This is a genomic window from Bacillus sp. NEAU-242-2 (assembly GCF_027853835.1).
In the GTDB taxonomy this organism is placed as follows: domain Bacteria; phylum Bacillota; class Bacilli; order Bacillales; family Bacillaceae; genus Bacillus; species Bacillus velezensis.
Window position 1 is genome coordinate 679,963 of record NZ_JAPNNY010000001.1, and the last position, 24,325, is coordinate 704,287.

Genomic DNA, 24,325 nt, shown 5'->3' on the forward strand with positions numbered 1-24,325 from the left:
TTTCTAAAATTTTCTATTCCGCGTCAGAAAACCTGACAAGCGTCAGGTTTTTTCTCTTTTTTTCTTATATAATATGAGTAAAAGACATCCAGGGGTGGAAAAATGACGACAGACGAACAATCTTACAAAGATAAAAAAGTAATCTCGATCGGCATTGTAAGCGAATTAACCGGATTGTCAGTCAGACAGATCAGATACTATGAAGAACGGAAATTAATCTACCCGCAGCGATCATCACGGGGAACGAGAAAGTATTCCTTCGCGGACGTTGAGCGGCTGATGGATATTGCCAACAAACGGGAAGACGGCGTGCAGACGGCCGAGATTTTAAAAGACATGCGAAAAAAAGAACAGGCTCTCAAAAACGACCCACAGCTCCGCAAAAAAATGCTGGAAGGACAGCTTAATGCTCATTTTAAGTATAAAAACCGCTGATCAAAAAAGTCCGCCTCCTGTGAGACGGACTTTTTTTATAAAGCATGAAGAAATGCAGTTGCAATGCCGAAATAAATTAATAAGGACAAAATATCGTTCAGTGTCGTAATCAGCGGGCCTGACGCAATCGCCGGGTCAATGTTCAGTTTATGAAGAATAATAGGGACGATCGTTCCGGCCATCGTACCGATAATCAACGTTGCAAGCAGCGATGAACCGACGACAAAACCGAGCGTTAAGTCTTTCTGCCAGACGGTTGCGACAATCGTTATCGCGATCGCACAGACGATGCCGATGTAGATACCGGTTCTTAATTCACGGAAAATCAGTTTAAAGATGGTTTTTTTATTCATTTCTTCTTTAGCCAGTCCTCTGATGACGACGGCGAGTGACTGTGTGCCTGTATTACCCGTCGTTCCCGCGATCATCGGCATGAAAAACGCGAGGGCGACTACTTTTTGCAATGTATCTTCAAAATAATTCAGAATGCTTCCGGAAATCAATCCGATAAACAAAAGCAGAATGAGCCACGGCAAACGTCTGTACGCCGCCACGTATGCTTTCGTATCAAATGTAATCGCCTTACCGGAGGCTGCGAATTTTTCGTAATCTTCATCGGCTTCTTTGATCACGACGTCGATAATATCATCGACAGTGACAATACCGACAAGCACATTATTTTCTTCCACGATGGGAATGGCTAAAAAGTCATACCGCTGGATCAGCCGGGCGACTTCTTCCTGGTCTTGGAGCACCCCGGCCGAGATGACACGCGTAAACATGAGATCCTGCACTTTATCGTCAGGCTCGCCGAGAATTAAATCTCTGTAAGAGAGCACCCCGACAAGCTGCTTGCTGTCATTAATCACGTACAAGTAGTTAATTGATTCTGCGATTTCCGCAAAGCTTTTCAGCTTCACGACCGCATCTTTTACTGTATAATGCTGCGGAATCCAGACGAAGCGGTTCGTCATCATCCGGCCCGCCGATTCTTGCGGATAGTTCATCAAAAGCTGTACGGCCTTTGATTCCTCAGCCTCCATGCTGGATAAAAGCTGTTCTTTCAGTTCTTCATCCATCTCTTCCAGCAAAGCGGCGAGATCGTCGTTATCCATTTTATTCATTGCGAGAGTGGCTTTCGTTTTACCGACTTTATGCAAAACGGCAAGCTGAAATTCCCGCTCCAGCTCTCCGATCATGTCGGTGATGTCATCAACCGTCATATATGACAGATAGCGGGCCCGGTGCTTTTCCGGCATTTCTTTAAATAAAAATGCCATGTCATAGGGCTGAAGCTCATCTATCATGTTTCGGAATTCTTTTATTTTTCCGTCCCGCAATAAAATGATAATGCGTAATATGAGTTCGTCATAGGTCATGTTTTGGACCATCGGGACTCGTACCTCCTTTACGGAGACGCGCCGTCCGTCAAGGGAAGTGCGGCGGTTTGTCTCCTCATCATGTCGTCACTGGTTATCTGGCTGTATATGGGTACTTCTTCTGACATACTCGAATGGGGAGAATCCATACTCCGCACCTCCTTATCATGCTCAGTCGTGTACGTTTTGAGGCATAAAAAAAACCTTCCGATATGAAGGCGAAAACAAGCACGGCAAATAAACGTGCGGGGCCTCCAATCGTAGAGCTTTAGCACTGTATGGCATAGGACAGCCATCCAGCTGCGTTAAGAATCACCTTATGTCGATGATTCCTGTTGACCCATTGGCGTCTTTGGACATTTTTGGGCAGCAGCGTATCTCCATACAGGAGCCTCACCTAACGAAGTTCTTATTTGAATTGACACACTGAGATTACAGAAAAAAAAGGAATGTGTCAACCTTAAATTTGTGATTTCAGCACATGCCTATAAAATAAACGGAATAAAGGCATAAAACCCTTATTCCGGCAAATCGCTTTCATCCTCTTCTGAAAGGAAATGATAGGATTCATGCAGCATGAGCGCGTATTCCCCTTCTTTCGTCGGGTGCGGTACATACTCAGCCTCGTTGATATACTGCTCTTCCCTTTTCTTCATATGACAGACCTCCTTTTCAATTTTAGATTGTCCAAAAGAAGCTCCGTTATCATAGGAAAGAAAAAATCACTTGCGGAGAAGGACATGCAGCTATATTTTTCGGATCGTGAAAAAGTTCCTAAGCAGCCACGGGCCCGGTTTGAAACCGAGCGTTAATTGCCACGCGCCGATCGCCTGCAGTCCGAACTCCCGAACGAGAACCATTTTTTCACTCATGCTCCGTACATCCTCAAACCACACTTCATGCGTTCTTCCATTTTCATCAGTATACCGGAAGTAAGGGGAACGCTCCTGCTGGGAATAACGGATCATTGATTGATGCTTCATCGCCGTTTCCATGGCGCGCTGATTGGAGATGGCGGATCCGATCGTTCCCGGACGGTACGGAATCACCCAATCATACCCGTACAGCGGAACACCGAGAATCACTTTTCTTCTCGGCACCCTGCTGATGGCAAAATTGATCGTTTGCCTGACCTCTGTTAAAGGTGCCACGGGTCCCGGCTCACTGCCGGCGTGGTGCCAGTCGTACGCCATAATGAACATGTAATCGACGACGGCTCCGATTCCGCCGTAATCATATCCCCTCAGCCACGGCACTGCATCACTTGTTTTCGCCGGAACCGATATCGTTAACGCGAGCTGATGCTCTGAAAGCCGGGTTTTTAACTGCCGGAGAAATCCTGTGAAGAGATCCCTGTCAGCTTCTCTGACCCGTTCAAAATCGATATTTACACCGCCGTACCCCTTTCTTACGGTTAAGGAGACGATATTGTTGACGAGATTCGTTCTTGCCGCCGGATTTTGCAGCACTTGATGGGCTAATTCCGGACTGAATCCCCCTTCTGTCAGATTCGTAATGACGGCAAGCGGGCGCACTCTGTTCTGCCATGTGGTTTCTATTGCGGTTCTGTCGTTTAAATCATTCATGATATCTCCGTTCGGGCCGAAATGATATTCAAACAAAGAAATCGCCGATGAATAGGGTGCAAAATCATTAATGAGCTCTCTATCCGCTTCAGGCGTCCGAATGACATAAAATTGCAGGGTTCCCGCAAGATAGTTAGAGATATCAGGGATCTTCACTTTCATACCCGTCCGCAGCCGGTTCGGCGGAATATCCGGGTTTGCCTGCATCAGCTGCATCTGCGGCACATAAGCCTTACCTGCGATAACGGCATACGTATCATTCGGCTGAACCGTATATTCATTAAGGGGGATTAAAAGCGCCTGTCCCGGCACGATATTCGTTTCCTCAAGCCCGTTGACGCTTCTGATGCTGTCAACAGGATATCCGTACTTTCTGCTGATGGAAAATAACGAGTCGCCAGACTGCACTGTATGAACAAACATAGATGTCCTCCGTTTCCTTTTGATCAAAAGGGGTCTTCTTATCTTTATGAATGATCCTCCGGTCCGATTCCAAACTCTGTTCGGAGAAAGGCTGTTTACAAATCAGACATGATCAACTATGATGATGTCATCATAAAAAACTGTATAGGAAACGCACTAGGGGTGCTGTTATCGGCTGAGATAAAACATGCGGCAAGCGTGTTTTGATCCCTTATAACCCGATCTGGATAATACCAGCGTGGGGAAGTGCAGATTGACCGGAGCGCAGGGTTTTTCCCCATGCGTTTTCGTTCTGCTGCTGCATATTCCCTCGGATATGCAGTTTTTTATTTTTCATTAAAAAACGGGGGAGGACACCGCAATATGAAACTTACGATCAATCGTCTTTCGTAAAATCAACTCTTTCATACAAACAACTATCCGATAAGAAAGCAGGAGATCACAATGAAAAATTGGAAAATGAGAGAAATTGTCGTCATGTCCGTCATCAGTGTTGTATTTGCTGTCATTTATTTAGTATCAACTCATGCAAGCAATATAGCGGCAGGATTTTTCGGCCGGATGAGTTATGAACCGATTTACGGTATCTGGTTTATCGTCTCGGTGATTGCCGCGTACATTATTCAAAAACCGGGAGCGGCTCTCGTTTCTGAAATCATCGCCGCGTTTGTGGAGTGCTTACTCGGAAATCCGTCAGGACCGATGGTGATTCTGATCGGGATCGCACAGGGAATCGGTGCGGAAGCGGTCTTTTTAGCGACACGCTGGCGGGTGTATACCCTGCCCGTGCTTCTTTTATCCGGTATGGGGTCTTCTGTGACAAGCTTCATTTATGACTTGTTCGTTTCCGGATACTCTGTTTTGAATCCGGGTTTATTAGCCGTCATGCTTCTCATCCGTCTGGTCTCAGGTGCGCTTCTTGCCGGCCTTCTCGGCAAAGCAATCAGTGATGCGCTGGCTTACACAGGAGTGCTGAACGGCATGGCGCTCGGAAAACAATTCAAGAAGAAAAAGAAACAGGTGAACCAAGATGCAGGCATCTGAACCCCTTCTATCGGCCAGCTGTCTTACCTTTTCTTATGATCAGGATGAAAAGCCGATTTTTCAAAACGTGTCCTTTCAGCTCCGCAAAGGAGAGCGGGCTTTGTTGCTCGGGCCGAGCGGATGCGGCAAAAGCTCGCTCGCTCTCTGTTTAAACGGTCTGTACCCGGAAGCATGCGATGGGGTTCAATCGGGAACCGTTTCTTTATACGGAACACCTCTTTCACATCTGACAGAACCCGCCGCCAGATCCATCGGCGTCGTGTTTCAAGATCCGGACCAGCAGTTTTGCATGCTGACGGTTGAAGATGAAATCGCCTTCGGCCTGGAAAATTTGCAATATACAAAAGAAGATATGGACGCAATCATCGATGACGTTTTAGAAAAATTAGAGATCACTCATCTGAAAACGCGAACGATCGCTTCGCTGTCAGGCGGTTCAAAACAAAAAGTGGCGCTTGCCTGTATCATTGCAATGGAACCGGAACTCATTATTTTGGACGAACCGACGGCACAGCTTGATCCATATTCCGCACGTGAATTAGTGCGGCTGATCAAAGATCTTCAAGCAAAAAAAGGCTTCGGCCTTCTCGTTATCGAACATCAGCTTGATCACTGGGCGCCGTGGATGGACAGGACGATTGTGCTTGACGAAACGGGTCAGAAGGTGATGGACGGAGAGACGGATGTTATCTTTGAAACCAAGATTGAAGAGCTGATGCAGCTCGGCATTCCGATTCCGCGTGTGATCTCATTGCAGGAGCACGTCAGCATTCCTTTTACATTGTGTAAAGAAAATCTGTTTCACGAACCTGTACCATCTCTGCCTGAACCCAGGCCCGTTGCGCTTTCGGCAGAAGACGCGCTGAGCGTTCACGGGCTGTCATTCTCAAGAGGAGCAGACGTCATTTTTCAGGATGTGAGCTTTTCCGTAAAAAAAGGATCAATCACCGCGATTGCCGGCCCTAACGGAACAGGAAAATCCACGCTCCTTTCTGCTGCGGCCAAGCTCATCCGTCCGCTGGGCGGAGACATCAAAATAGACGGCAGACCGATTGATTCCTATTCTGAAAAAGAGCTGCGGCGGCAGATCGGATATGTTTTCCAGAATCCTGAACACCAGTTTGTCACAGATTCCGTCATTCAAGAGCTGATGTTCAGTTTTGAAAGCAACAGAGCCGCAAAGGAGAAAGCTCTTCAGCTGTTAACCCGATTCGGCCTGAGACGCCATGCCTCACAGCATCCGTTTTCTTTAAGCCAAGGACAAAAACGCCGGCTCAGCGTCGCGACGATGCTTATGCACAATGTGAACGTTTTGATGCTTGATGAACCGACTTTCGGACAGGATGCCAAAACGGCGCGGGAGTGTATGCAAATGCTCCGTGAGATTCAAAAGGAAGGAACGGCTGTTTTGATGGTGACACACGATATGGAACTCGTCTCGGATTATGCCGACACGATCCTTGTGCTCTGCGGCACGAAACTGGTATTCCGGGGAACTCCCGACGCTTTGTTTTCTGATAACATCGGGATCGCCGAGCAGGCACATTTGGCTTTGCCGCTGCGGTATGAATGGATGAAACACGACAGGAGGCGGAGAAATGAACTTGCGGCTGGAGGCTGTTAACCCGTCAATAAAGGCGGCGGCTGTATTGTTATGCGTCATTATGCTGTCATTTATTTATAATCCGTACACCCCTGCTTTGTTTTATATCATCATTGCGGGAGGCGTCCTCTCGGCGGGGCGTGTGCCGCTGAAAAAATGGCTGCTGTTCACGATTCCGTTTGTCATTCTGGCCTTCGGTTCTTTATGGACAGCCGCCGTATTCGGAAACGTCCCGACAACCGGAAGCAATCTGCTGTTTAAGCTCGGGCCGATTGCCGTCAACAGTGATAACGCGGCGCTCGGGATTTCTATCGCGTTTCGTATTCTATGTTTTTCCGCTTTGTCGATGATGTTTCTTTTTACAACCGATCCGATTCTGTTCATGCTCAGTCTGATTCAGCAGTGTAAGCTGCCGCCCAAGCTTGCATACGGCGTTATCGCGGGATTCCGGTTTCTCCCTCTTCTGAAAGATGAAATCCTGATCATCCGGCAGGCGCACAGAATCAGGGGTGCGGCGTCTGATTCCGGGCTGAAAGGGAAGCTCTCCGCCTTCAGGCGCTTCACCATTCCGCTATTGGCAGGCGCAATCAGAAAGGCGGAACGCACGGCGATCGCGATGGAATCTAAAGGCTTTACGGGGAGCCGAAACCGCACGTTTTACAGAACTGTTACTGTGCGCCGCGCCGACTGGTGCTTTTTCCTGCTCGTGCTTCTGTTATTCGGGGCAAGCTGGCTCATTTCATTGTTGTTTATATAAAAACAGGCCGCCGGAGTGATTCGGCAGCCTGTTTTGTTATGTATGTTATTGATGATAATTGAGAGCCTGAGCGAGATTGGACTTGACCGTAATATCTGAGAAATTAATGCCGAGCTGTACGGCGGTTTGAGCGATTTCCGGCCTGATTCCGGATAAAGTGGACGTGACGCCGATCAATTTCAGCGCCTCAATTAATTTAAAAATCTGATGCGCCACCATCGTATCGACAACCACTACACCCGACAGGTCAATTAACAGATGTTCAATCAGCCGTTTTGCACATGTGCTCAGCGTATTTTCAAGAATGAATTTGGCGCGCTCCGTGTCAATATCGCCGACAAGCGGCAGCAGCGCCGTCCGTTTGCTCAGCGTGATAACCGGCGAGCTTAACTCCAAAATCATTTCTCTTTGCGCATTCAGCTGCATTTTTGAGTTATGCTCAGCATGATCGACAAACGTGTAAATCGTAAAATCAAATACTTGCGTAATTAAATTCTCCCATTTCTTCCTTTCTCCCTGAGCAAACGAAGATTCATGTTTATCGGCAAACGCATCATAATAACTGATGTATAGTCTCCGGTTTCTCATGAATTCACGGACCACATACTGGACGGGAGTATCCAGATGCTTCTGGTCTTTCGCAAGCTCAATCACCCACCGCTCGAACTCTTCTAAAAATTCTTTTTCCGGCATGATATACATTTTATTAATATGCCGGTAAAATTCTTTATCCTGCTCCGTCAGTTCTTCTGTGATGACGGGATTTGTCAAAGAATAAATCGAATTCGGATCCGAATCTTCCATCGTTTCGATCCACTCTTTCGCAATTTGATCCACTTGTTCTGAAAAATAGCTGTATAACGCTTCATTTATCTTCATCTCTCTTCTCCTTTCCCATTTCCAATTATAGCGTCAGCGGGTCATGAATGAAAATGAAAGCTGTCAAACTATCCATTTATTTGAAATTTTTTAGTCCGATAGATTACGCCTTTTTTATGAAAATGCTTCAAATGACTCTTTCCGGCCGGCATGCTCTGCCATAAAATAGTAGCAACACCCTTGTATCCACTCGCAAGCATAAAAAAGGAGGGCTTTTTTATGAATGGTGAAATGCATTTGATTCCTTATGTCACGGATGAACAGATCATGGATGTGAACGAGCTTCCTGAGGGGATTAAAGTGATTAAGGCGCCAGAGTTGTGGGCAAAAGGGTTTAAAGGCAAGGATATTAAAATCGCGGTGCTTGACACAGGCTGCGACATCAATCATCCTGATTTGAAAGACCGGATTGTCGGCGGGAAAAACTTCACCGATGATGACGGAGGCAAAGAAGACGTGATTTCCGATTACAACGGACACGGGACACACGTTTCCGGAACGATTGCAGCCAATGATTCAAACGGCGGAATTTCGGGTGTCGCGCCGGAAGCAAGCCTTTTAATCGTTAAAGTTCTCGGCGGGAAAAACGGCAGCGGCAAATACGAATGGATTATTAACGGCATCAACTACGCCGTTGAACAAAAGGCGGACATTATTTCCATGTCACTCGGCGGGCCAAGCGATGTGCCTGAACTGAAAGAAGCGGTCACAAATGCGGTAAAAAGCGGTGTTCTGGTCGTTTGCGCGGCAGGAAACGAAGGCGACGGAGACGAGCGTACAGAGGAACTGTCGTATCCGGCCGCTTACAACGAAGTGATCGCAGTCGGATCAGTCTCAATCGCCCGTAAATCGTCTGAATTTTCAAACGCTAATAAAGAGATTGACCTGGTGGCTCCGGGAGAAAATATTCTCTCCACCCTTCCCAACCATAAATACGGGAAGCTGACGGGCACTTCAATGGCCGCCCCGCATGTGAGCGGAGCGCTTGCCTTAATAAAAGGGCTTGAACAGGACGCGTTTCAGCGGACGCTTTCTGAGGCTGAAGTCTACGCCCAGCTCGTGCGGCGGACCCTTCCTTTGGACATCGCCAAAACATTGGCCGGGAACGGATTTCTGTATTTAGACGCGCCTGAAGTACTGATGGAAAGAGCCGAACAGGCACAGCTGCTGTCTTTCTGATATTTTTCTCGTATAATGATTGATCAGTTTGTCACATCACCAATTTTTAAATTGTGAGATTTTCTATTGACAGTGATCTGAATAAGCTGATAAGATAACCAACAAATGATGTAACTTTTCAAAAAAATTGAAATACTTTCTCTTATCGAGAGTTGGGCGAGGGATTGGCCTTTTGACCCCAACAGCAACCGACCGTAATTCCATTGTGAAATGGGGCGCGTGATTTTTGCGCCGAGACGATTGTCTCATAAGGCACGGTGCTAATTCCATCAGACGTGATCTGAGAGATAAGAGAGGCTTGCATTTTGAAGTTAAAGCCTCTTTCTCTCATGAGAAAGAGGCTTTTTTGTTACATCTCACTTAAAGGAGGAGACTTAATGACAACAATCAAAACTTCGAACCTCGGTTTTCCGAGAATCGGCTTGAACAGAGAATGGAAAAAAGCACTTGAGGCTTATTGGAAAGGAAACACTGATAAAGAAACGTTTCTTAAAAAGCTTGACGGTTTATTCTTATCAGCTGTCAAAACACAGCTTGACCAACATATCGATATCGTGCCGGTCTCTGATTTCACTCATTATGATCATGTGCTTGATACCGCCGTCAGCTTTAACTGGATTCCGGAAAGATTCCGCAGCATCACGGATCCCGTTGATACATACTTTGCGATTGCCCGCGGTGTAAAAGACGCCGTTTCCAGTGAAATGACGAAATGGTTCAATACCAACTACCATTACATCGTTCCTGAATATGATGAAAGCATTGAATTCCGTCTGACGAGAAACAAACAGCTTGACGACTACCGCCGGATCAAAGAAGAATTCGGAGCGGAAACGAAACCTGTCATCGTCGGTCCGTATACATTCGTCACGCTTGCGAAAGGATACGAAGAATCAGAAGCGAAAGCGATTCAAAAACGCCTTGTTCCTCTTTATGTGCAGCTGCTGAAAGAGCTTGAAGCAGAAGGCGTCAAATGGGTTCAGATTGATGAGCCTGCCCTTGTGACAGCTTCTTCTGAAGATGTCCGCGCCGCAAAAGACCTCTATGAATCTATTACAAAAGAGCTTTCAGGACTGAATGTCCTCCTGCAGACATACTTTGATTCAGTTGATGCATATGAAGAACTCGTTTCTTATCCCGTACAGGGAATCGGACTTGATTTCGTGCATGATAAAGGCAGAAACCTTGAGCAATTGAAAAAGCACGGCTTCCCGAAAGATAAAGTGCTGGCAGCCGGTGTGGTCGACGGCCGGAACATTTGGAAAATCGATGTTGAAGAACGCCTTGATGCAGCTTTGGATATCCTCAGCCACGCTGATGTTGAGGAGTTATGGATTCAGCCTTCAAGCAGTCTTCTGCACGTGCCGGTGGCGAAACACCCTGACGAGCATCTTGAAAAGGATTTGCTGAACGGCCTGTCATACGCTAAAGAAAAACTGGCGGAACTCGGCGTCTTAAAAGAAGGGCTTCTGTCCGGAAAAGCGGCCGTCAGTGAGCAGATCGAAGAATCAAAAGCGGCACTTAAGGCTTTAAAAGCATTCGCAACAGGAGCGAACTCAGCTCAAAAAGAAGAGCTGAATCAGCTGACGGAAAAAGATTTCTCCCGTCCGGCAAGCTTTGAAGAACGATTGGCGCTGCAAAATGAATCACTCGGTCTTCCTCTTCTGCCGACGACGACAATCGGAAGCTTCCCTCAATCTGCCGAGGTGCGGAGCGCACGGCAAAAATGGCGCAAAAAAGATTGGACGGATGAACAGTACCAAGCCTTTATTAATGCGGAAACGAAGCGCTGGGTTGACATTCAGGAAGAAATCGGCTTAGACGTGCTCGTTCACGGAGAATTTGAGCGGACGGACATGGTCGAATACTTCGGTGAAAAACTGGCCGGATTCGCCTTTACGAAATATGCATGGGTGCAGTCTTACGGTTCACGCTGCGTACGTCCGCCTGTCATTTTCGGAGATGTCGAATTTATCGAACCGATGACGGTAAAAGATACGGTCTACGCCCAATCGCTGACTGAAAAACACATGAAAGGCATGCTGACGGGACCTGTCACCATCTTAAACTGGTCATTCCCGCGTGTGGATATTTCAAGAAAAGAAATCGCCTTCCAGATCGGGCTTGCCCTCAGAAAAGAAGTAAAAGCGCTTGAAGATGCCGGTATTCAGATTATCCAAGTGGATGAACCCGCGCTCCGCGAAGGACTGCCGTTAAAAACGCAGGATTGGGATGAATATTTAACTTGGGCCGCAGAAGCATTCCGGTTAACGACATCTTCTGTGCGAAACGAGACACAGATTCATACGCATATGTGTTACAGCAACTTTGAAGATATCGTAGATACGATCAATGATCTTGACGCGGATGTCATTACAATCGAACACAGCAGAAGCCACGGAGGATTTTTAGAGTACCTGAAAGAACATCCTTACGTGAAAGGCCTCGGACTCGGTGTATACGACATTCACAGCCCGCGTGTGCCGGCAACTGAAGAAATCTATCAAATTATTGATGACGCGCTTGAAGTGTGTCCGACTGACCGCTTCTGGGTAAACCCGGACTGCGGACTGAAAACAAGACAGCAGGAAGAAACCGTTGCGGCATTAAAAAATATGGTCGACGCCGCGAAACAGGCACGAAAAAAACAAGCTCAGCTTGTATAATGAAAACAGCCATCCGTAATTTGCGGATGGCTGTTTTTCTGGCGTGCTACTTATTATGCAGCGCTTCTGCAAGTTCGTACAATGAATCATACTGCTTCATTTGATAGCCCCGCCCTTCTTTTTGCAAATACCCTTTTTGGCAGAATTGCGTCAGCACATGCAAGAGATGACGGTAAGATACACCCAAATAATCACAGACCGTTACGTGCTTCTCTTTATAAACCCCTTTATAAGCCGTCTGCAAAATAAAATCAGCAAGCCGGTTTTCAAGCGGGAACGCCAGACTTTGTGAATATTTCGAAGCCATAAGCGTTGCCTTAGCACTTAAAAACTTAGCCAGCTCACGCAGGAATTTCGCATCCTGCAGCAATTGCGCGCGGCAGCGGTAAATAGGCAGAGCAAAACAAACAGTCTTCGCTGAGGCTTGAATTCCTTTTGTGTAATACCCTTCATGTAATAGTTCCATCTCTCCGATGTAATCATTTTTGTTGATAAAATTAATTAAAGAGACTTTCCCGTTTTGGTGGGTTACATATATTTTCGCTTTTCCTTCAATCACGTAAAACAGGAAGTCAGGTCTCCTGCCCTCTTGAATAATCCATTCGTCCCGCTCATATTCGCGCACTTCCATAAACTCTTCAGCGGGGAAAGAGAATAAATGCGCGATTGAGTGTTTTTTTAACTGATGCCGCTTTTTCTCGCCTTTATAAATTTCCATCGTCCACCCCAAAAATATGAGATATCTCATATTGTCTTTATGTCCTTACATGATAACATGCCAATTAAAGGAGGAACGGGAATGAAAGCATATCGCTGGATGAGTCTGCATTTTTTTAGTTTTTTTATGACATGGGGTGTTTTTCTGCCCTATTGGACGGGATGGATGGTGCATATAAAAGGGGTTTCCGTATCCGAAGCCAGTTTCATTATGAGTCTGGGCCTGGCGGCAAGAGGGATTTCCACATTATTTTTCTTCCCTTATTTATCAGGAAAATTCAGCAGCAAAGCCTTATTAAACGGCGCCAGAATCGGGACGCTTCTCGCACTTTTATGTTATATTCCGGCTGATTCTTTTCAAAGCCTGCTTCTTGTCACATTAGTGCTGCATGTGTTTTACCCGGCTTTAATGCCTGCTTTAGACAGCGCTTGCGGCGTCCTTGTACAGCATAACGAATTAAAGGCTTATGGGACTAGCCGACAGTGGGGATCCGCGGGTTTTGTTTCAGCCGGCGTCATCCTGTCCGTCTTTACAGGTATATTCGGAGATCAAGCGATTTTATGGGCACTGCTTTTGGGCACTGCTTTTGGGCACCCTGATATTCGCATCCCTAAGCTTTATGCATGCGCCAGCTGTTCTTTCAAAACGGCCGGAAACAGACCGTGCAAGAAAAGAGGGCATGTTTGCCTTATTCCGCATTAAATATTTCGGTCTGGTGCTCGCAATCGTTATCTTACTGCAGGCGGCACATGCATCTTACTACAATTACGGTTATCTCTTTTTGCAGGAAATCGATGCGCCCGCATATGCCATCGGAATCATCATCAACATCGCCGTTATCGCGGAGATTATCTTCTTTGCAATCGCTGACCGATACTTTCATCAATTTACGGCAGGCTCTTTGCTCGCCCTGGCGGCGCTTGGTGCTACCGTACGCTGGATACTCGTATTTGCCTTTCCGCATGTCATCATTTTCTGTATTGCGCAGACGCTGCATGCCTGTTCATTCGCGATGGGACACTATGCATTTATGAAATACTTAATTAAAAATATTTCACCCGCGCAAATCCCGAAAGCCCAAGGCATATATTCAGCGCTTGCTCTCAGCTGGAGCACTGCGGTATTTACTATTTTCGGAGGTTTTTTATATGAAATTGAACCCCGGTATGCCTTTATCGGAATGATTGTTTGTACGATACCGTCCATGCTTCTCGCCCTTTTATACAGAAAACTTGAAATGAAAAAGAGCGTTTTTGCAGGAAACGCACAAGATATATAGCCATCGCTTTATAGACGATCACATGTCCCGCTGTCATTTTGACCGATTTGCGAATGCTGTGCGATGTATTTTCTCTATATTTAAAGTATTTCCTTCATATATGATGAAAGTAATGAAGAGAATTCGTTCAGAAACTTGGACAGAATCAGTGAATATAATGATACAGTACTGCTTACGCTCATTTGGGGGAACTTTGTTCGTAATAAAATGATTTTCAGCCAACTCATAAGGAGGGACATTGTGTCACAGCCTAATTTGCCCAATATCACCCCTGTCGTTACACTTTCCAGAGACGATACCATTAACCTTCTTCTTTCGTCAATTGCTATGGAAGAGCTGGGAATGGCACATATTCTGAATGCGGAAGGGGAAAAAATCCAGTACGCGCTCGGAACGATTCCCGGATTAACAGGACCCCCGTCAAGTCTTGCGGATATTCTTAATCTGAATGAGAGCGTCCGGGATACGCTTGACAGCTTAATGAAACAGGAGCTTCTTCTCGGTTCAAAATTGGACAGTATCTCAAATATCCCTACACTGGCGGGGCCGACTGGTGCCACGGGGCCGACGGGAGCAATCGGCCCGGCCGGAGCGACGGGGCCAACCGGACCGATCGGGCCGACAGGGGTCACCGGTGCGGGTCTTCAAGGGATTGTTGCTTTTAATCCGCTGACCGCCCCTACTTACACGACCGGACAGGTTGTCTTGTATAACGGCAGCTCTTATGTCGCAAACGTAAACAGCCCGTCGGGAACCCCTGAAACCTCAGCTGACTATACACTTTTAGCTGCGGCGGGAAGCACCGGCGCTACTGGCTCCACAGGACCTACCGGAGTTACCGGGGTTACTGGCGGTACTGGATCAACTGGAATTACTGGCGTTACAGGACCGACCGGTGTTACCGGGGCTACCGGCATTACAGGGCCTCCGGGAAGCACCGGAACAAGTCTGACAGCCACTTCCGGCTATGCGAGCAATACGGGCGGCGGTGTTGTCGCAGTTATTAACGGCGGCACGGCCATTTCCTTACCGAATGAACAAAACCTCTCAGCGGATATTACCGCTAATGCCGCAAATACTGTATTCACCGTTGCTCCGGCAGGACGGTACTATATTTCCTACCATATTAATTTAACGGCCGGCCTGCTAGTAAGTTCGCGCATCTTAATCAACGGCACTCCGGCTGCAAGTTCGATTATTGCCCCGGTCGCGTCTTTGGCAAACTTCAATAACTCCTTTATTGTGACTTTGACAGCAGGCAGCACCATTCAGCTCCAGCTGTTCGGATTATTGGGTGCGGCCACATTGCTTGGAGGAAGTGCCGGCGCAGCTTTAAACATTATTCGATTATCTTAATGGAACATGCAAAAAAAAGGATCAGGCGTTTGTCCGCTGATCCTTTTTTAATTGAGACAGAAGTTCTTGCGCGGGTTTAAATTGCGGATTGAACTTCACGGATTTTTTGGCGTAAGCGATGGCCGTCATATCATGGTTTAATGCAGCATGGCATTTCGCCATATAATAAAAAGCTCTGAAATCGCCGGCACCTTTTAAAATGAAGTGATCAGCGTTTTCTCCTTCAACCTGAGTTCCGGCTTCAAATGCTTTGATTGCCGCTCTGTACTTTTCCAAATGATATAATACAAGGCCTTTATAATAATGAAGATTGCTGTAATCAGGATAAAGCTTGAGCACTTTTTCAATCCCTTGTTCGGCTTCTTCATATCGCTTGAGCTCAAGCAATATTGTATATTTTAGAAAATACAGAAGAGACGGAGGCATTCGTTTCTCACTTAAAAATTGAAATATCGAGCCGTTGACAAGATGTAATGCTTTTTCATAGTCTTTTATTCTGTAACATTCACTTGCCAAATGATAGACTAGCCACGGATCAGGATTTTCCTCTGAAAGTTCTTCATTTAATATGCTGATATTCCGTTTATGTTTTTGCTTGATTTTTTCTTCCTGCTCCAAGTAGCCGTAGTGATGAATCACACATGGGAGCGTGAAAAAAGCATTGTTTTCTTCCTCATTGGGAGCCGAGATATTCTCGTGAATTCTGCCTTGATACAGAAGGCCTTTATGATTGCGGAACAGCCTCGGCTGCATGCTTTCAAACGCTTCGTTTTCATCGAGCTGCTTCCCCGTATAATTGATGATTTTCAAAAGTCCCCGGCTCGGTAATCCGTCATGAAGCAGCGAAGTTAAAAAACGGCCCGTCTCCTGATCGAGCTCTTCATCCGCGTCAAGCACTAAAATCCAATCCCCTTCGGCATGCTGCAGGGCGTAATTTCTGGCCTTTGCGAAATCATTCTCCCATTCGAAATCAAACACTCTTGCCTGAAAGCTTTTGCATATATCTTTTGTATTATCTTGTGATCCGGTGTCTGCGATGACGATCTCATCAGCGATGTCTTGTACACTTGATAAACAACGGGAGATGTATCTCTCCTCGTTTTTCACAATCATGCAAAGAGTCAGTTTACATTCAGCATTTCCGCTCATTTTCTCACCTTTCCCGATTTTGGAGTTGTTGATTGAACCAAGGCCGTTCAGGAGTGCCGTTCATCGTTATGATGACAGGCCGCACCCATCTGACGGCAGGTTCGGCAGTTGATTCTGCATCCCATTCCTGAAGCTGCCTGACAGCCCGCTTCGTAATGGGATGCGCCCGAAATTCGCGCGGGCTTTCAAAAATGAATTTTTTCGTTCGTTCCGTCACTGTCTTCATTTCATGAAAGTGCCGCTCATACATCTGCTTCTGTTCTTCTTCCAAGCTGATCATTAAAAACAGCCGGCCGCCTGTTTCCATCTGCCAGCGGCACAATGCGGAGAACAGCCTGATTTCTTCTTTGTAATTTGAACCCCTTCTTTTATCCACGGTCACAGATAATATATTTAACAGCGCCATCGTGAGACAATGCAAGGCTTCAAAAGATGTCTGTTTCGCTTTTGAGATGCTTGGATACGGCATATGCTTCACCCGTCTTTTTTTATGAACGCTCCCCGCCTTTTTTCTTCCAATCGCATTCCTCACAATCCCCGCACTCACAGCAGCCAATGCGGCCGTAAAACAGGTCGTCACACGGATCTTCCGGATCACTGGGATCGTCCGGATTCCACGGGTCATCAGGATCGCCCGGATCACTCGGATTACTTGGGTCGTCCGGATTCCACGGGTCATCAGGATCACCCGGACCACTCGGATTACTTGGATCATCCGGATTCCACGGGTCATCAGGATCGCCTGGATCACTTGGATTACTTGGATCGTCCGGTTCTATACAGGCTTCAGCATCCTGTAAGTAGATAATGTCTTCAAGCTTCGTCTGCAAAAGGAGTTGTGATTTCATGACGGTGCGCAGGAGCCGTTCAGTGCTTCTATTGATTGATGATAATTCCCCTAAGGAGGGATCGCTGGAAGCGCTGAGAAACATTTGAATCCTTTCCGCTTCCGCCTGCAGAATATGGGATAGTCCGATTTCTTCCATAGCCACGGATGAAAGAAGGAGGTTCAGGGTCTCACATCTGGAGAGTGTAATGTCGGGGGTGATGTTCGGTATGTTTGGAAGAGACATCGATTTCTCCCTCTTTTCTCTTGGTGTCATTATGCAAAAGTGCTATATCGTATTCTTATTCCGGGAGAGAAGAGATCATTACTGATGTTTTCGTTAATAAAATATCCCGGATATGAAATCCGGGATATTCGTTCGTTTCTTTATTTCAATTCAAGTTTGACGTCTACATTTCCTCTTGTTGCTTTTGAATACGGACAGAACTCGTGAGCGGCGTGCACAAGTTTCTCCGCCGTTTCTTTATCAAGATCTTTTGTATCAATGACGAGCGTTACACCGATTTTGTAACCTCCGTCACTCTCATCTTTTAAAAGGCTGACCTGTCCTTCAATTTCAGAGGTCATGTCGATTTTTTGTTTTTGGGCGGCGAGCTCAAGCGCTCCCCCGAAGCAGGCGGCATATCCTGCCGCAAAGAGCTGTTCAGGGTTTGTGCCGGTTTCTCCGTCTTTTTTTGCATTCGGCATGATGATGTCAAAATCCAGCACCCCGTCTTCGGATTTAATATGTCCTGCTCGTCCGCCGACTGCGGTCGCTTTTGAAGTAAATAATGCCATTATTATCAGCCTCCTCATTGTACTTACTGTATATATTGCCCCTGCTCATATTTTTAAACATGATTGCAATAGGAAATGGGCCGTTTTTCGGCTACAATAGGGGTAACGTTAACAAAAAAGAGTTGGTGAAAGAAGTAATGGCAGAAAAAGATTTTGAACATATGAAACTGGAGAATCAGCTTTGTTTTTTGCTGTACGCAAGCTCAAGGGAAATGACAAAACGGTACAAACCGCTGCTTGATAAGCTCAACGTAACTTATCCCCAGTATTTGACGCTGCTTTTATTATGGGAGCACGAAGAACTGAATGTGAAACGGATGGGTGAGCTTTTGCACTTGGATTCCGGAACGCTGACACCGATGCTGAAACGGATGGAGCAGCACGGAATCATCATGAGAAAGCGGTCGGCTGAAGACGAGCGATCCGTGACGATCAGGCTCACAGATGAAGGACGGGTCTTGCAGAATACAGCGGCGGATATCCCCATTGCCATGCTGGAACAGACGGGACTGTCAAAAGAGGAATTAAAGCAGGTAAAACAGTCGCTTTATGAGGTTTTGAAAACGCTGCACGGCAAAAAATAAGGATGCCCCGAATGGGCATCCTTATTTTTATTCTGCTGCCAGAAGCTTCACTTCAATATTTCCCGCCGTCGCTTTTGAATACGGGCAGACACCGTGCGCTTTTTGGATAAGGGCTTCAAGCTCCTGTTTCTCAATGCCGGATGCTTTGACCTCAAGCGTAACACCGAGTTTATATCCTTGGTCGCTTTCATCTTTCAGCAGACTGACATGCGCAGTGACCTCTGTTTCAATACTCAGACGCTCTTTTCTTGCTACGAGTTGAAGAGCGCTGTCAAAGCAGGCTGAATATCCTGCGGCAAACAGCTGTTCAGGGTTTGTAGCTTGTTCGAGCTTTTTTGCTCTTGGCGTTCCCGGCATGGCAACATCAAGATTCAGCACCCCGTCAGAAGACGTGACTTTCCCTTCACGTCCGCCTGCGGCTGAAACGGTTGCAGTAAATAATGGTTTTGTCATGTAAATTCACCTCTGTTATATTGTGCACAACTTAATTTTACAAAATATAATAGAAGCCGTCAATCTTTCCGCATAAAAAAAGCTCACCCTTTTTGAAGGATAAGCTTAAAAGATTATACCCGGATTTGTCCGTTTCCTTTGATGATGATTTTTGTAGATGTTAACGCCGGAAGCCCCATCGGCCCTCTCGCGTGAAGCTTTTGCGTGCTGATGCCGATCTCGGCTCCGTATCCGAATTCAAAACCGTCCGTAAACCGGGTTGAAGCATTATGATACACGGCGGCGGCGTCCACGGCGGTCTGGAAGTAAGCCGCATGCTCGGCGTTCTCCGTCAGAATGGCTTCTGAATGGTTTGTGCCGTACTGCTGAATGTGGCGGACCGCCTCCTGTACGTCCTGCACCGTTTTCACACTGAGAATCGGCGCCAAGTACTCCGCTCCCCAATCGGCTTCTTCTGCTTGTTTCGCTTGAGGCTCCAGTCCGCAAATCACCTGGTCTCCTCGGAGCTCCACCCCTTTTTCTGTCAGCTGATTCAGCAGCTTTCGCCCGTGTTCTTCGGCCCATTTTTCATGAATCAAAAGAGATTCAATTGCATTGCAGACCGAAGGACGCTGTGTTTTGGCATTGATGACGACCTCGCTTGCCATTTGAGGATCTGCTGACTCATCTATGTACACGTGGCAATTGCCCGCTCCGGTTTCTAAAACGGGTACGGTTGATTCCCTGACCACAAGATCAATTAAATTTTTACCGCCGCGCGGGATCAATACATCCAGCCCGTCATTTAATGTAAAGAGCTGTTTGGCGGTTTCTTTGCTTGTATCTTCTATGAGCTGAACGGCATCAATCGGAAGCTTTGACAGTCCCAGTGCGCGCTTCATCACACTGACAAGCGCTATGTTGCTGTGGATGGCGGAAGAACTTCCTCTGAGCACAACCGCGTTTCCGGTTTTCAGACAGAGTGTGGCCGCGTCTACGGTAACGTTCGGTCTGGCCTCATAGATCATGCCCACTACTCCGAGGGGCACGCGGATTTTTTCAATAGATAATCCATTCTCTTTTTGAATGGTCTCCAATGATTCACCGACGGGATCTTCAAGACCGATTAGCAGTTCCACGGCGTCCGCGATATCGAGCAGGCGTTTTTCATCAAGCGTCAGCCTGTCAATAATGTCAGCTGTCAGTCCTCTGTTCCGTCCTGCTTCAATATCTTTCTGATTCTCTGTTAAAATCAGCTGCCGTTCATTTCTGAGGCCGTCTGCAATACATTGGAGCGCTTCGTTTTTTTCAGCCGTCGTTTTCATGACCATTTCGGCAGCCGCTTCTTTTGCCAAAGCCGCTTTTTGCAATACTTCACTCATTTGTGTTCCCCCTCGTCAAATAAATTCACCCAATCATCTCTGTGAATCACTTCCACCTGCTTCGTTCCTGAAAGCTGGTCGCTCCGCTTCCCTTTGGCTTCTAAAATTTCATCGGATGAGTACTGCGTCTGCCCTTTGCCGATAATGCCGCCGGGCCCTCTGACTTCCACTACGGCTCCTTTCGGAAAACTGCCGCAGACATCGGCGACGCCGGCCGGGAGTAGACTTGACCCGTTATGGATCATCGCCTGCTCCGCTCCCCCATCAATGATAATTTCCCCTGATATCGGAGAATGAAACATGATCCATTGCCGTGTATTATTCACTGAGGACAGGTCTTTATCGCCGATATAAGTGCCGTCGCCTTTTCCGTCTAAAATCACCATCAGTTTTTCACGTCCGGAGCCGGTTCCGATAAACACCTTCACCCCGAGCGACAATGCGGTCTGGGCGGCGAGAAGTTTTGACTTCATGCCTCCGGTGCCGACCTTTGAGCCTGCTGACCCGGCATATCCGAGCAATTCAGGTGTGATGTCATTCAGATAGTCAAACCGCTTTGCGTCCGGGTTTTCATTCGGGTTGGCATCGTACAGCCCGTTAATGTCTGTGAGAATCATTAATTGGTCTGCATGAATCAAACCGCTTACAAGCGCCGACAGCATGTCGTTATCACCGAACGTCAGCTCTTCGACTGATGTGGAATCATTCTCATTAATAATCGGCACGACGCCGCGCTCCAACAGTTCCATTACGGTGGCATAGGCATTTCTGTACCGCTCTCTTTTTGAGAAATCATTTCTTGTTAATAAAATTTGTGCCGGCGTCAGACCGTATCTTTTTAAATGGTCCATATATTGCTGCATTAAAAGCGTCTGGCCGACTGCGGCAGCTGCCTGTTTTCCTTTTATCGTAACGGGTCGCGACGGATAGCCGAGAGCGGAAAAACCCGCTGCTACCGCGCCTGAGGTAATGAGGATCACTTCATGCCCGTTTTCTTTTAATAAAGAAATGGCTTCCGTATGTTCCTTGATTTTTGCTTCATCAATACTTCCGTTACTGTTGGTGAGCGAGCTGCTCCCGATTTTCACAACAATTCTTTGTTTTTTCATCGTTTCTCCTCCGTGGCAATAAATCCAAACCGGCTCTCGTCAATAAAAAAAAGCCCATTCCGTCCTGAAAAATAAGGACGAAATGGGCTTTCCGTGGTACCACCTTGTTTGAACGCGTTTTTCACGCGTCCCGCTTTCCTGTAACGCCAGGTATCGCGCCTGAGTTTTCCCCTCAGGACTCCAAGGCAGGTTCGGCAGGTTTCATGCGGCAAAATGTTTCAGCGGGCCATTTTGCTCTCTGTCACAGAAAGTTCTGCGTACTGATCCTCTTCAACGCTCAATGATTTTTTTATATTATGCAAAGAAAACAGGTTCTTGTCAAGACATTTTCATCCATAAAAAACAGCCCGCCTCCCCGGCGGACCGTCATTAATTAAATACGATCGTTTTGTTTCCGTGAACGATGACGCGGTCTTCCAGATGCCATTTTACGGCTCTTGCCAACACGCTCCGCTCAATCGTTCTGCCGATATTCTTCAGATCCTCTGCGTGATCTCTGTGATCGACGCGTTCAATATCCTGTTCAATAATCGGCCCTTCGTCAAGATCGTCCGTCACATAGTGAGAGGTCGCGCCGATTAATTTCACTCCGCGCTCATAAGCCCGTTTATACGGATTAGCGCCGATAAAGGCCGGCAGGAATGAATGGTGGATGTTAATAATCCGATTCGGATGGGCAGATACAAAATCAGACGTCAAAATCTGCATGTAGCGGGCAAGAACGATCACATCAATCTTATACTGCTCCAGCAGTTCAAGCTGGCGCCGCTCAACTTCGGCGCGGATGTCTTTGTTAGCTTTCATGTAATGGAACGGAATATTCAGCGGCTCGACCACTTCTTTCGCCTCTTCATGGTTGCTGATGACGACCGCAATTTCGGCCATCATATTGCCGCTTTGCCATTCCCAAATGAGTTCATGAAGGCAGTGCAGCTCTTTGGATACAAAGATCGCCACTCGCTTCAGCTCACTTGCCAGAGAGAGGCTCCATGTCATGTTGAATGTCTGGGCGATTGAGGCGAACGCCTGCTTTAAATCCTCTTTTTTCTCACGAATGCCCTTGCAGTCGAATTCGATCCTGAGAAAAAAACGTCCGCCTTCAGGGTCAGTCGTATATTGATTTGATTCAATAATATTCGCGCCGTGTTCAAACAAAAACGCGGACACAGCCGATACAATTCCCGGCTGATCGGGGCAGCTGACAAGCAGGCGCCCTTTTTCCTCATTCCCGCGGCGGTATTCTTTCAGCCGCTGTGTCATATATGAATTCATCTGTTTTAATCCCTCGTATCTTCATAATTCGTAACTTATTATAGATTATACTGAAAATTTGATAAAAATCAATTTACGAAAGAATTTTCAGCCCTACGGCTGCGCACAAAATAAGCGCAATGAAAAAGATGCGCTTCGCATCCTTCTGCTCGCCGTAGAAAAGAATGCCGGCTAGTGCGCCGCCCGCCGTGCCGATACCGGTCCAGATCGCATAGGCCGTGCCCATCGCAATCGTCTCCATCGCATAAGAAAGCAGGGAAAAAGAAGCCGCAAATCCGACGATTATGAAGAGAATCCACTTGACTTTCTTTTCTTTTTGAAATTGATTCATTAAAATGACCCCGAGCATTTCACAAAGACCCGCGGCTATCAGGCTGATCCAATGCATTACGCCTTCTCCTCCTTCGTCTCAGGCTTATCCTGTGTGACCAGCTTTAATCCGATGACACCGATCAGCAAAACGCCGATCAGCACGATTTTCACCGGATCGGCCTGTTCTTTGAAAAGCAGGATTTCACTGAGCACGGTGCCCGCTGTCCCGAGTCCGGTAAAGACCGCATATACCGTTCCTACGGGCAGGCTGTCCGTCGCCTTGATTAATAGATAAAAACTGATGATGATTCCCGTAATCGTACCGCTCCACGTCAGTGCTGAATCAGCATGTTTCAGGCCGGTGACCCATACCACTTCAAATACGGCCGCTATAACCACTAAACCCCATTTCATGTTCTTCATCCTTTCTGTTTCCGGACAATACAAAAAGCCCGGAATAGTCGTCTCACATGAGATTGACTCTCCCGGGCTTTTTTCCCTCCGTGTGCATATGCGGGATATGTCCGCATATGTGTTTTCTCTCGGACCAGGCCATGTATGAACATGCGGAACCCTAGAAAACATGTCTGTTCGTATCATACTACATTTCGTCGAAACGTTCAACGTCAGATGTGATGTCAAATACCGTCAGCCGCCTCCCCCATTTGGTAACGGTCTCACCGGGCACCATGCCGATTTTTTCAGCGACGCGGACGGAGGCAGCGTTTTCCGGATCAATCAGCGCCGCTATGCGTCCGTATTGCTGCGTATGAAAACCGTAGTCCAGACAGGCGTTCGCCGCCTCTGTCGCATAGCCGCAGCCCCAGCGGCGGCGGGCAAACATATAGCCGATTTCCATCAAAGTGTTTCCGCTTATCGTCTGCGGAACGATTCCGCATTGACCGAGAAATGCGCCCGTCTCTTTATCCTCTGCGATCCAAAGACTGACGCCGTATCCTGCGGCCAATCGTTTGTTCCAGGCAATCCATTCCTTCGTTTCCCGTCTGCTTTTAAGAGAAGGATAATATTTCATGACCTCTCTGTCGGTAAACAGCCCGTACAAATTGTCTTCATCGTCATCCCGCATAGTCCGCAGACGGATACGCCCGGTTGTCAGGATGGTGCCGGAAGACTTATGTTTCATCATGCACGCCACG

At 47.1% G+C, this 24,325-nt stretch carries 24 protein-coding genes, 1 pseudogene, 4 riboswitches and 1 other annotated feature; of the genes and pseudogenes, 9 read left to right on the plus strand and 16 right to left on the minus strand.

All coding sequences use genetic code 11. The annotated features are described in order from the left end of the window. Positions 1–102 precede the first annotated feature (102 nt). A complete protein-coding gene (gene tnrA, locus OWN49_RS02645) occupies positions 103–435 on the plus strand; it encodes a MerR family transcriptional regulator TnrA (RefSeq protein ID WP_003154734.1) in 333 nt (110 codons plus the stop codon). A gap of 35 nt (positions 436–470) precedes the next feature. Here tnrA and mgtE read toward each other — a convergent pair whose 3' ends face one another. The 3 genes from mgtE to OWN49_RS02660 form a co-directional block, all read right to left on the minus strand. Then, positions 471–1,826 (minus strand): magnesium transporter, encoded by a 1,356-nt coding sequence (gene mgtE / locus OWN49_RS02650; RefSeq protein WP_014304888.1) that lies wholly within the window; start codon positions 1,824–1,826, stop codon positions 471–473. Between the two features lie 234 nt (positions 1,827–2,060). After that, a riboswitch (M-box (ykoK) riboswitch) is annotated at positions 2,061–2,226 on the minus strand. 106 nt (positions 2,227–2,332) lie between these two features. After that, a complete protein-coding gene (locus OWN49_RS02655; RefSeq protein ID WP_003154740.1) occupies positions 2,333–2,470 on the minus strand; it encodes a transcriptional regulator SplA domain-containing protein in 138 nt (45 codons plus the stop codon). A gap of 90 nt (positions 2,471–2,560) precedes the next feature. Further along, a complete protein-coding gene (locus tag OWN49_RS02660; protein ID WP_003154742.1) occupies positions 2,561–3,823 on the minus strand; it encodes a glycoside hydrolase family 18 protein in 1,263 nt (420 codons plus the stop codon). 148 nt (positions 3,824–3,971) lie between these two features. Beyond that, positions 3,972–4,085: riboswitch (TPP riboswitch) on the plus strand. A gap of 182 nt (positions 4,086–4,267) precedes the next feature. Here OWN49_RS02660 and OWN49_RS02665 point away from each other — a divergent pair. From OWN49_RS02665 to OWN49_RS02675, 3 genes are read left to right on the plus strand one after another with little or no spacing between them, the layout of a single operon-like run. Beyond that, the gene (locus OWN49_RS02665) at positions 4,268–4,867 is read left to right on the plus strand and encodes an ECF transporter S component (RefSeq protein ID WP_003154744.1); all 600 of its coding nucleotides are present in this window, start codon (positions 4,268–4,270) and stop codon (positions 4,865–4,867) included. Next, complete coding sequence (locus OWN49_RS02670) at positions 4,854–6,491, plus strand: ABC transporter ATP-binding protein (protein WP_176283288.1); 1,638 nt, start codon at positions 4,854–4,856, stop codon at positions 6,489–6,491. The genes OWN49_RS02665 and OWN49_RS02670 overlap by 14 nt, the downstream gene beginning before the upstream one ends. Then, on the plus strand, positions 6,466–7,227 hold the full coding sequence (locus OWN49_RS02675) for an energy-coupling factor transporter transmembrane component T family protein (RefSeq protein WP_101562941.1): 762 nt from the start codon (positions 6,466–6,468) through the stop codon (positions 7,225–7,227). The genes OWN49_RS02670 and OWN49_RS02675 overlap by 26 nt, the downstream gene beginning before the upstream one ends. 45 nt (positions 7,228–7,272) lie before the next feature. Here OWN49_RS02675 and OWN49_RS02680 read toward each other — a convergent pair whose 3' ends face one another. Continuing rightward, complete coding sequence (locus OWN49_RS02680; protein WP_176283287.1) at positions 7,273–8,106, minus strand: STAS domain-containing protein; 834 nt, start codon at positions 8,104–8,106, stop codon at positions 7,273–7,275. A gap of 219 nt (positions 8,107–8,325) precedes the next feature. Here OWN49_RS02680 and OWN49_RS02685 point away from each other — a divergent pair, with 219 nt between their 5' ends. Then, entirely contained in the window at positions 8,326–9,285 is a 960-nt protein-coding gene (locus OWN49_RS02685) for a S8 family peptidase (RefSeq protein ID WP_014304883.1), read from the plus strand. Between the two features lie 139 nt (positions 9,286–9,424). Then, positions 9,425–9,579: riboswitch (SAM riboswitch) on the plus strand. A gap of 83 nt (positions 9,580–9,662) precedes the next feature. Continuing rightward, on the plus strand, positions 9,663–11,951 hold the full coding sequence (metE, locus tag OWN49_RS02690) for a 5-methyltetrahydropteroyltriglutamate--homocysteine S-methyltransferase (protein ID WP_176283286.1): 2,289 nt from the start codon (positions 9,663–9,665) through the stop codon (positions 11,949–11,951). A gap of 46 nt (positions 11,952–11,997) precedes the next feature. On the opposite strand, the gene yeiL is transcribed toward metE, so the two are convergent. Continuing rightward, entirely contained in the window at positions 11,998–12,669 is a 672-nt protein-coding gene (yeiL, locus tag OWN49_RS02695; RefSeq protein ID WP_176283285.1) for a transcriptional regulator YeiL, read from the minus strand. An 81-nt stretch (positions 12,670–12,750) separates the two neighbouring features. On the opposite strand from yeiL, the pseudogene OWN49_RS02700 reads away from it, so the two are divergent. Next, positions 12,751–13,948 (plus strand): annotated as a pseudogene (locus OWN49_RS02700) (MFS transporter). A 240-nt stretch (positions 13,949–14,188) separates the two neighbouring features. Then, positions 14,189–15,304, plus strand: a complete 1,116-nt coding sequence (locus OWN49_RS02705) for a BclA C-terminal domain-containing protein (protein ID WP_077722114.1) — start codon at positions 14,189–14,191, stop codon at positions 15,302–15,304. A gap of 21 nt (positions 15,305–15,325) precedes the next feature. Here OWN49_RS02705 and OWN49_RS02710 read toward each other — a convergent pair whose 3' ends face one another. From OWN49_RS02710 to OWN49_RS02725, 4 genes are all read right to left on the minus strand, one after another. Continuing rightward, complete coding sequence (locus OWN49_RS02710) at positions 15,326–16,453, minus strand: glycosyltransferase (protein WP_071391940.1); 1,128 nt, start codon at positions 16,451–16,453, stop codon at positions 15,326–15,328. A gap of 4 nt (positions 16,454–16,457) precedes the next feature. Next, positions 16,458–16,922, minus strand: a complete 465-nt coding sequence (locus OWN49_RS02715; RefSeq protein WP_077722112.1) for a hypothetical protein — start codon at positions 16,920–16,922, stop codon at positions 16,458–16,460. Between the two features lie 19 nt (positions 16,923–16,941). Then, positions 16,942–17,526, minus strand: coding sequence for a hypothetical protein (locus OWN49_RS02720; protein WP_214124455.1), 585 nt, complete (start codon positions 17,524–17,526; stop codon positions 16,942–16,944). Positions 17,527–17,666: 140 nt separating this feature from the next. After that, on the minus strand, positions 17,667–18,077 hold the full coding sequence (locus OWN49_RS02725; protein WP_003154758.1) for an organic hydroperoxide resistance protein: 411 nt from the start codon (positions 18,075–18,077) through the stop codon (positions 17,667–17,669). Positions 18,078–18,214: 137 nt separating this feature from the next. Here OWN49_RS02725 and OWN49_RS02730 point away from each other — a divergent pair, with 137 nt between their 5' ends. After that, a complete protein-coding gene (locus OWN49_RS02730; protein ID WP_077722111.1) occupies positions 18,215–18,661 on the plus strand; it encodes a MarR family winged helix-turn-helix transcriptional regulator in 447 nt (148 codons plus the stop codon). Positions 18,662–18,688: 27 nt separating this feature from the next. Here OWN49_RS02730 and OWN49_RS02735 read toward each other — a convergent pair whose 3' ends face one another. The 7 genes from OWN49_RS02735 to OWN49_RS02765 form a co-directional block, all read right to left on the minus strand. Then, complete coding sequence (locus OWN49_RS02735) at positions 18,689–19,114, minus strand: organic hydroperoxide resistance protein (protein ID WP_014304876.1); 426 nt, start codon at positions 19,112–19,114, stop codon at positions 18,689–18,691. A 113-nt stretch (positions 19,115–19,227) separates the two neighbouring features. Then, complete coding sequence (gene proA / locus OWN49_RS02740) at positions 19,228–20,475, minus strand: glutamate-5-semialdehyde dehydrogenase (protein ID WP_077722110.1); 1,248 nt, start codon at positions 20,473–20,475, stop codon at positions 19,228–19,230. After that, positions 20,472–21,584, minus strand: a complete 1,113-nt coding sequence (proB, locus tag OWN49_RS02745; RefSeq protein ID WP_044053138.1) for a glutamate 5-kinase — start codon at positions 21,582–21,584, stop codon at positions 20,472–20,474. The genes proA and proB overlap by 4 nt, the downstream gene beginning before the upstream one ends. Positions 21,585–21,654: 70 nt before the next feature. After that, positions 21,655–21,867 (minus strand) — a binding site (T-box leader). Between the two features lie 86 nt (positions 21,868–21,953). After that, on the minus strand, positions 21,954–22,856 hold the full coding sequence (gene purU / locus OWN49_RS02750) for a formyltetrahydrofolate deformylase (RefSeq protein WP_176283284.1): 903 nt from the start codon (positions 22,854–22,856) through the stop codon (positions 21,954–21,956). 73 nt (positions 22,857–22,929) lie between these two features. After that, positions 22,930–23,244, minus strand: coding sequence for a DMT family transporter (locus tag OWN49_RS02755; RefSeq protein ID WP_003154765.1), 315 nt, complete (start codon positions 23,242–23,244; stop codon positions 22,930–22,932). After that, complete coding sequence (locus OWN49_RS02760; RefSeq protein ID WP_071391946.1) at positions 23,244–23,582, minus strand: DMT family transporter; 339 nt, start codon at positions 23,580–23,582, stop codon at positions 23,244–23,246. The genes OWN49_RS02755 and OWN49_RS02760 overlap by 1 nt, the downstream gene beginning before the upstream one ends. A gap of 66 nt (positions 23,583–23,648) precedes the next feature. After that, positions 23,649–23,757: riboswitch (guanidine-I (ykkC/yxkD leader) on the minus strand. A gap of 12 nt (positions 23,758–23,769) precedes the next feature. Further along, complete coding sequence (locus OWN49_RS02765) at positions 23,770–24,315, minus strand: GNAT family N-acetyltransferase (RefSeq protein WP_165408956.1); 546 nt, start codon at positions 24,313–24,315, stop codon at positions 23,770–23,772. Positions 24,316–24,325: the final 10 nt, after the last annotated feature.

Bases quoted from the DNA above. Each gene is read 5' to 3' on its own strand.
- OWN49_RS02660 (WP_003154742.1), bottom strand. From the start codon at position 3,823: ATGTTTGTTCATACAGTGCAGTCTGGCGACTCGTTATTTTCCATCAGC.
- mgtE (WP_014304888.1), bottom strand. From the start codon at position 1,826: ATGGTCCAAAACATGACCTATGACGAACTCATATTACGCATTATCATT.
- OWN49_RS02665 (WP_003154744.1), top strand. From the start codon at position 4,268: ATGAAAAATTGGAAAATGAGAGAAATTGTCGTCATGTCCGTCATCAGT.
- OWN49_RS02715 (WP_077722112.1), bottom strand. From the start codon at position 16,922: ATGCCGTATCCAAGCATCTCAAAAGCGAAACAGACATCTTTTGAAGCC.
- OWN49_RS02675 (WP_101562941.1), top strand. From the start codon at position 6,466: ATGAACTTGCGGCTGGAGGCTGTTAACCCGTCAATAAAGGCGGCGGCT.
- tnrA (WP_003154734.1), top strand. From the start codon at position 103: ATGACGACAGACGAACAATCTTACAAAGATAAAAAAGTAATCTCGATC.
- OWN49_RS02730 (WP_077722111.1), top strand. From the start codon at position 18,215: ATGGCAGAAAAAGATTTTGAACATATGAAACTGGAGAATCAGCTTTGT.
- OWN49_RS02725 (WP_003154758.1), bottom strand. From the start codon at position 18,077: ATGGCATTATTTACTTCAAAAGCGACCGCAGTCGGCGGACGAGCAGGA.
- OWN49_RS02710 (WP_071391940.1), bottom strand. From the start codon at position 16,453: ATGAGCGGAAATGCTGAATGTAAACTGACTCTTTGCATGATTGTGAAA.
- yeiL (WP_176283285.1), bottom strand. From the start codon at position 12,669: ATGGAAATTTATAAAGGCGAGAAAAAGCGGCATCAGTTAAAAAAACAC.
- OWN49_RS02735 (WP_014304876.1), bottom strand. From the start codon at position 19,114: ATGACAAAACCATTATTTACTGCAACCGTTTCAGCCGCAGGCGGACGT.
- OWN49_RS02680 (WP_176283287.1), bottom strand. From the start codon at position 8,106: ATGAAGATAAATGAAGCGTTATACAGCTATTTTTCAGAACAAGTGGAT.
- metE (WP_176283286.1), top strand. From the start codon at position 9,663: ATGACAACAATCAAAACTTCGAACCTCGGTTTTCCGAGAATCGGCTTG.
- OWN49_RS02655 (WP_003154740.1), bottom strand. From the start codon at position 2,470: ATGAAGAAAAGGGAAGAGCAGTATATCAACGAGGCTGAGTATGTACCG.
- OWN49_RS02755 (WP_003154765.1), bottom strand. From the start codon at position 23,244: ATGCATTGGATCAGCCTGATAGCCGCGGGTCTTTGTGAAATGCTCGGG.
- proB (WP_044053138.1), bottom strand. From the start codon at position 21,584: ATGAAAAAACAAAGAATTGTTGTGAAAATCGGGAGCAGCTCGCTCACC.
- OWN49_RS02765 (WP_165408956.1), bottom strand. From the start codon at position 24,315: ATGATGAAACATAAGTCTTCCGGCACCATCCTGACAACCGGGCGTATC.
- OWN49_RS02670 (WP_176283288.1), top strand. From the start codon at position 4,854: ATGCAGGCATCTGAACCCCTTCTATCGGCCAGCTGTCTTACCTTTTCT.
- OWN49_RS02720 (WP_214124455.1), bottom strand. From the start codon at position 17,526: ATGTCTCTTCCAAACATACCGAACATCACCCCCGACATTACACTCTCC.
- OWN49_RS02685 (WP_014304883.1), top strand. From the start codon at position 8,326: ATGAATGGTGAAATGCATTTGATTCCTTATGTCACGGATGAACAGATC.
- purU (WP_176283284.1), bottom strand. From the start codon at position 22,856: ATGAATTCATATATGACACAGCGGCTGAAAGAATACCGCCGCGGGAAT.
- proA (WP_077722110.1), bottom strand. From the start codon at position 20,475: ATGAGTGAAGTATTGCAAAAAGCGGCTTTGGCAAAAGAAGCGGCTGCC.
- OWN49_RS02760 (WP_071391946.1), bottom strand. From the start codon at position 23,582: ATGAAATGGGGTTTAGTGGTTATAGCGGCCGTATTTGAAGTGGTATGG.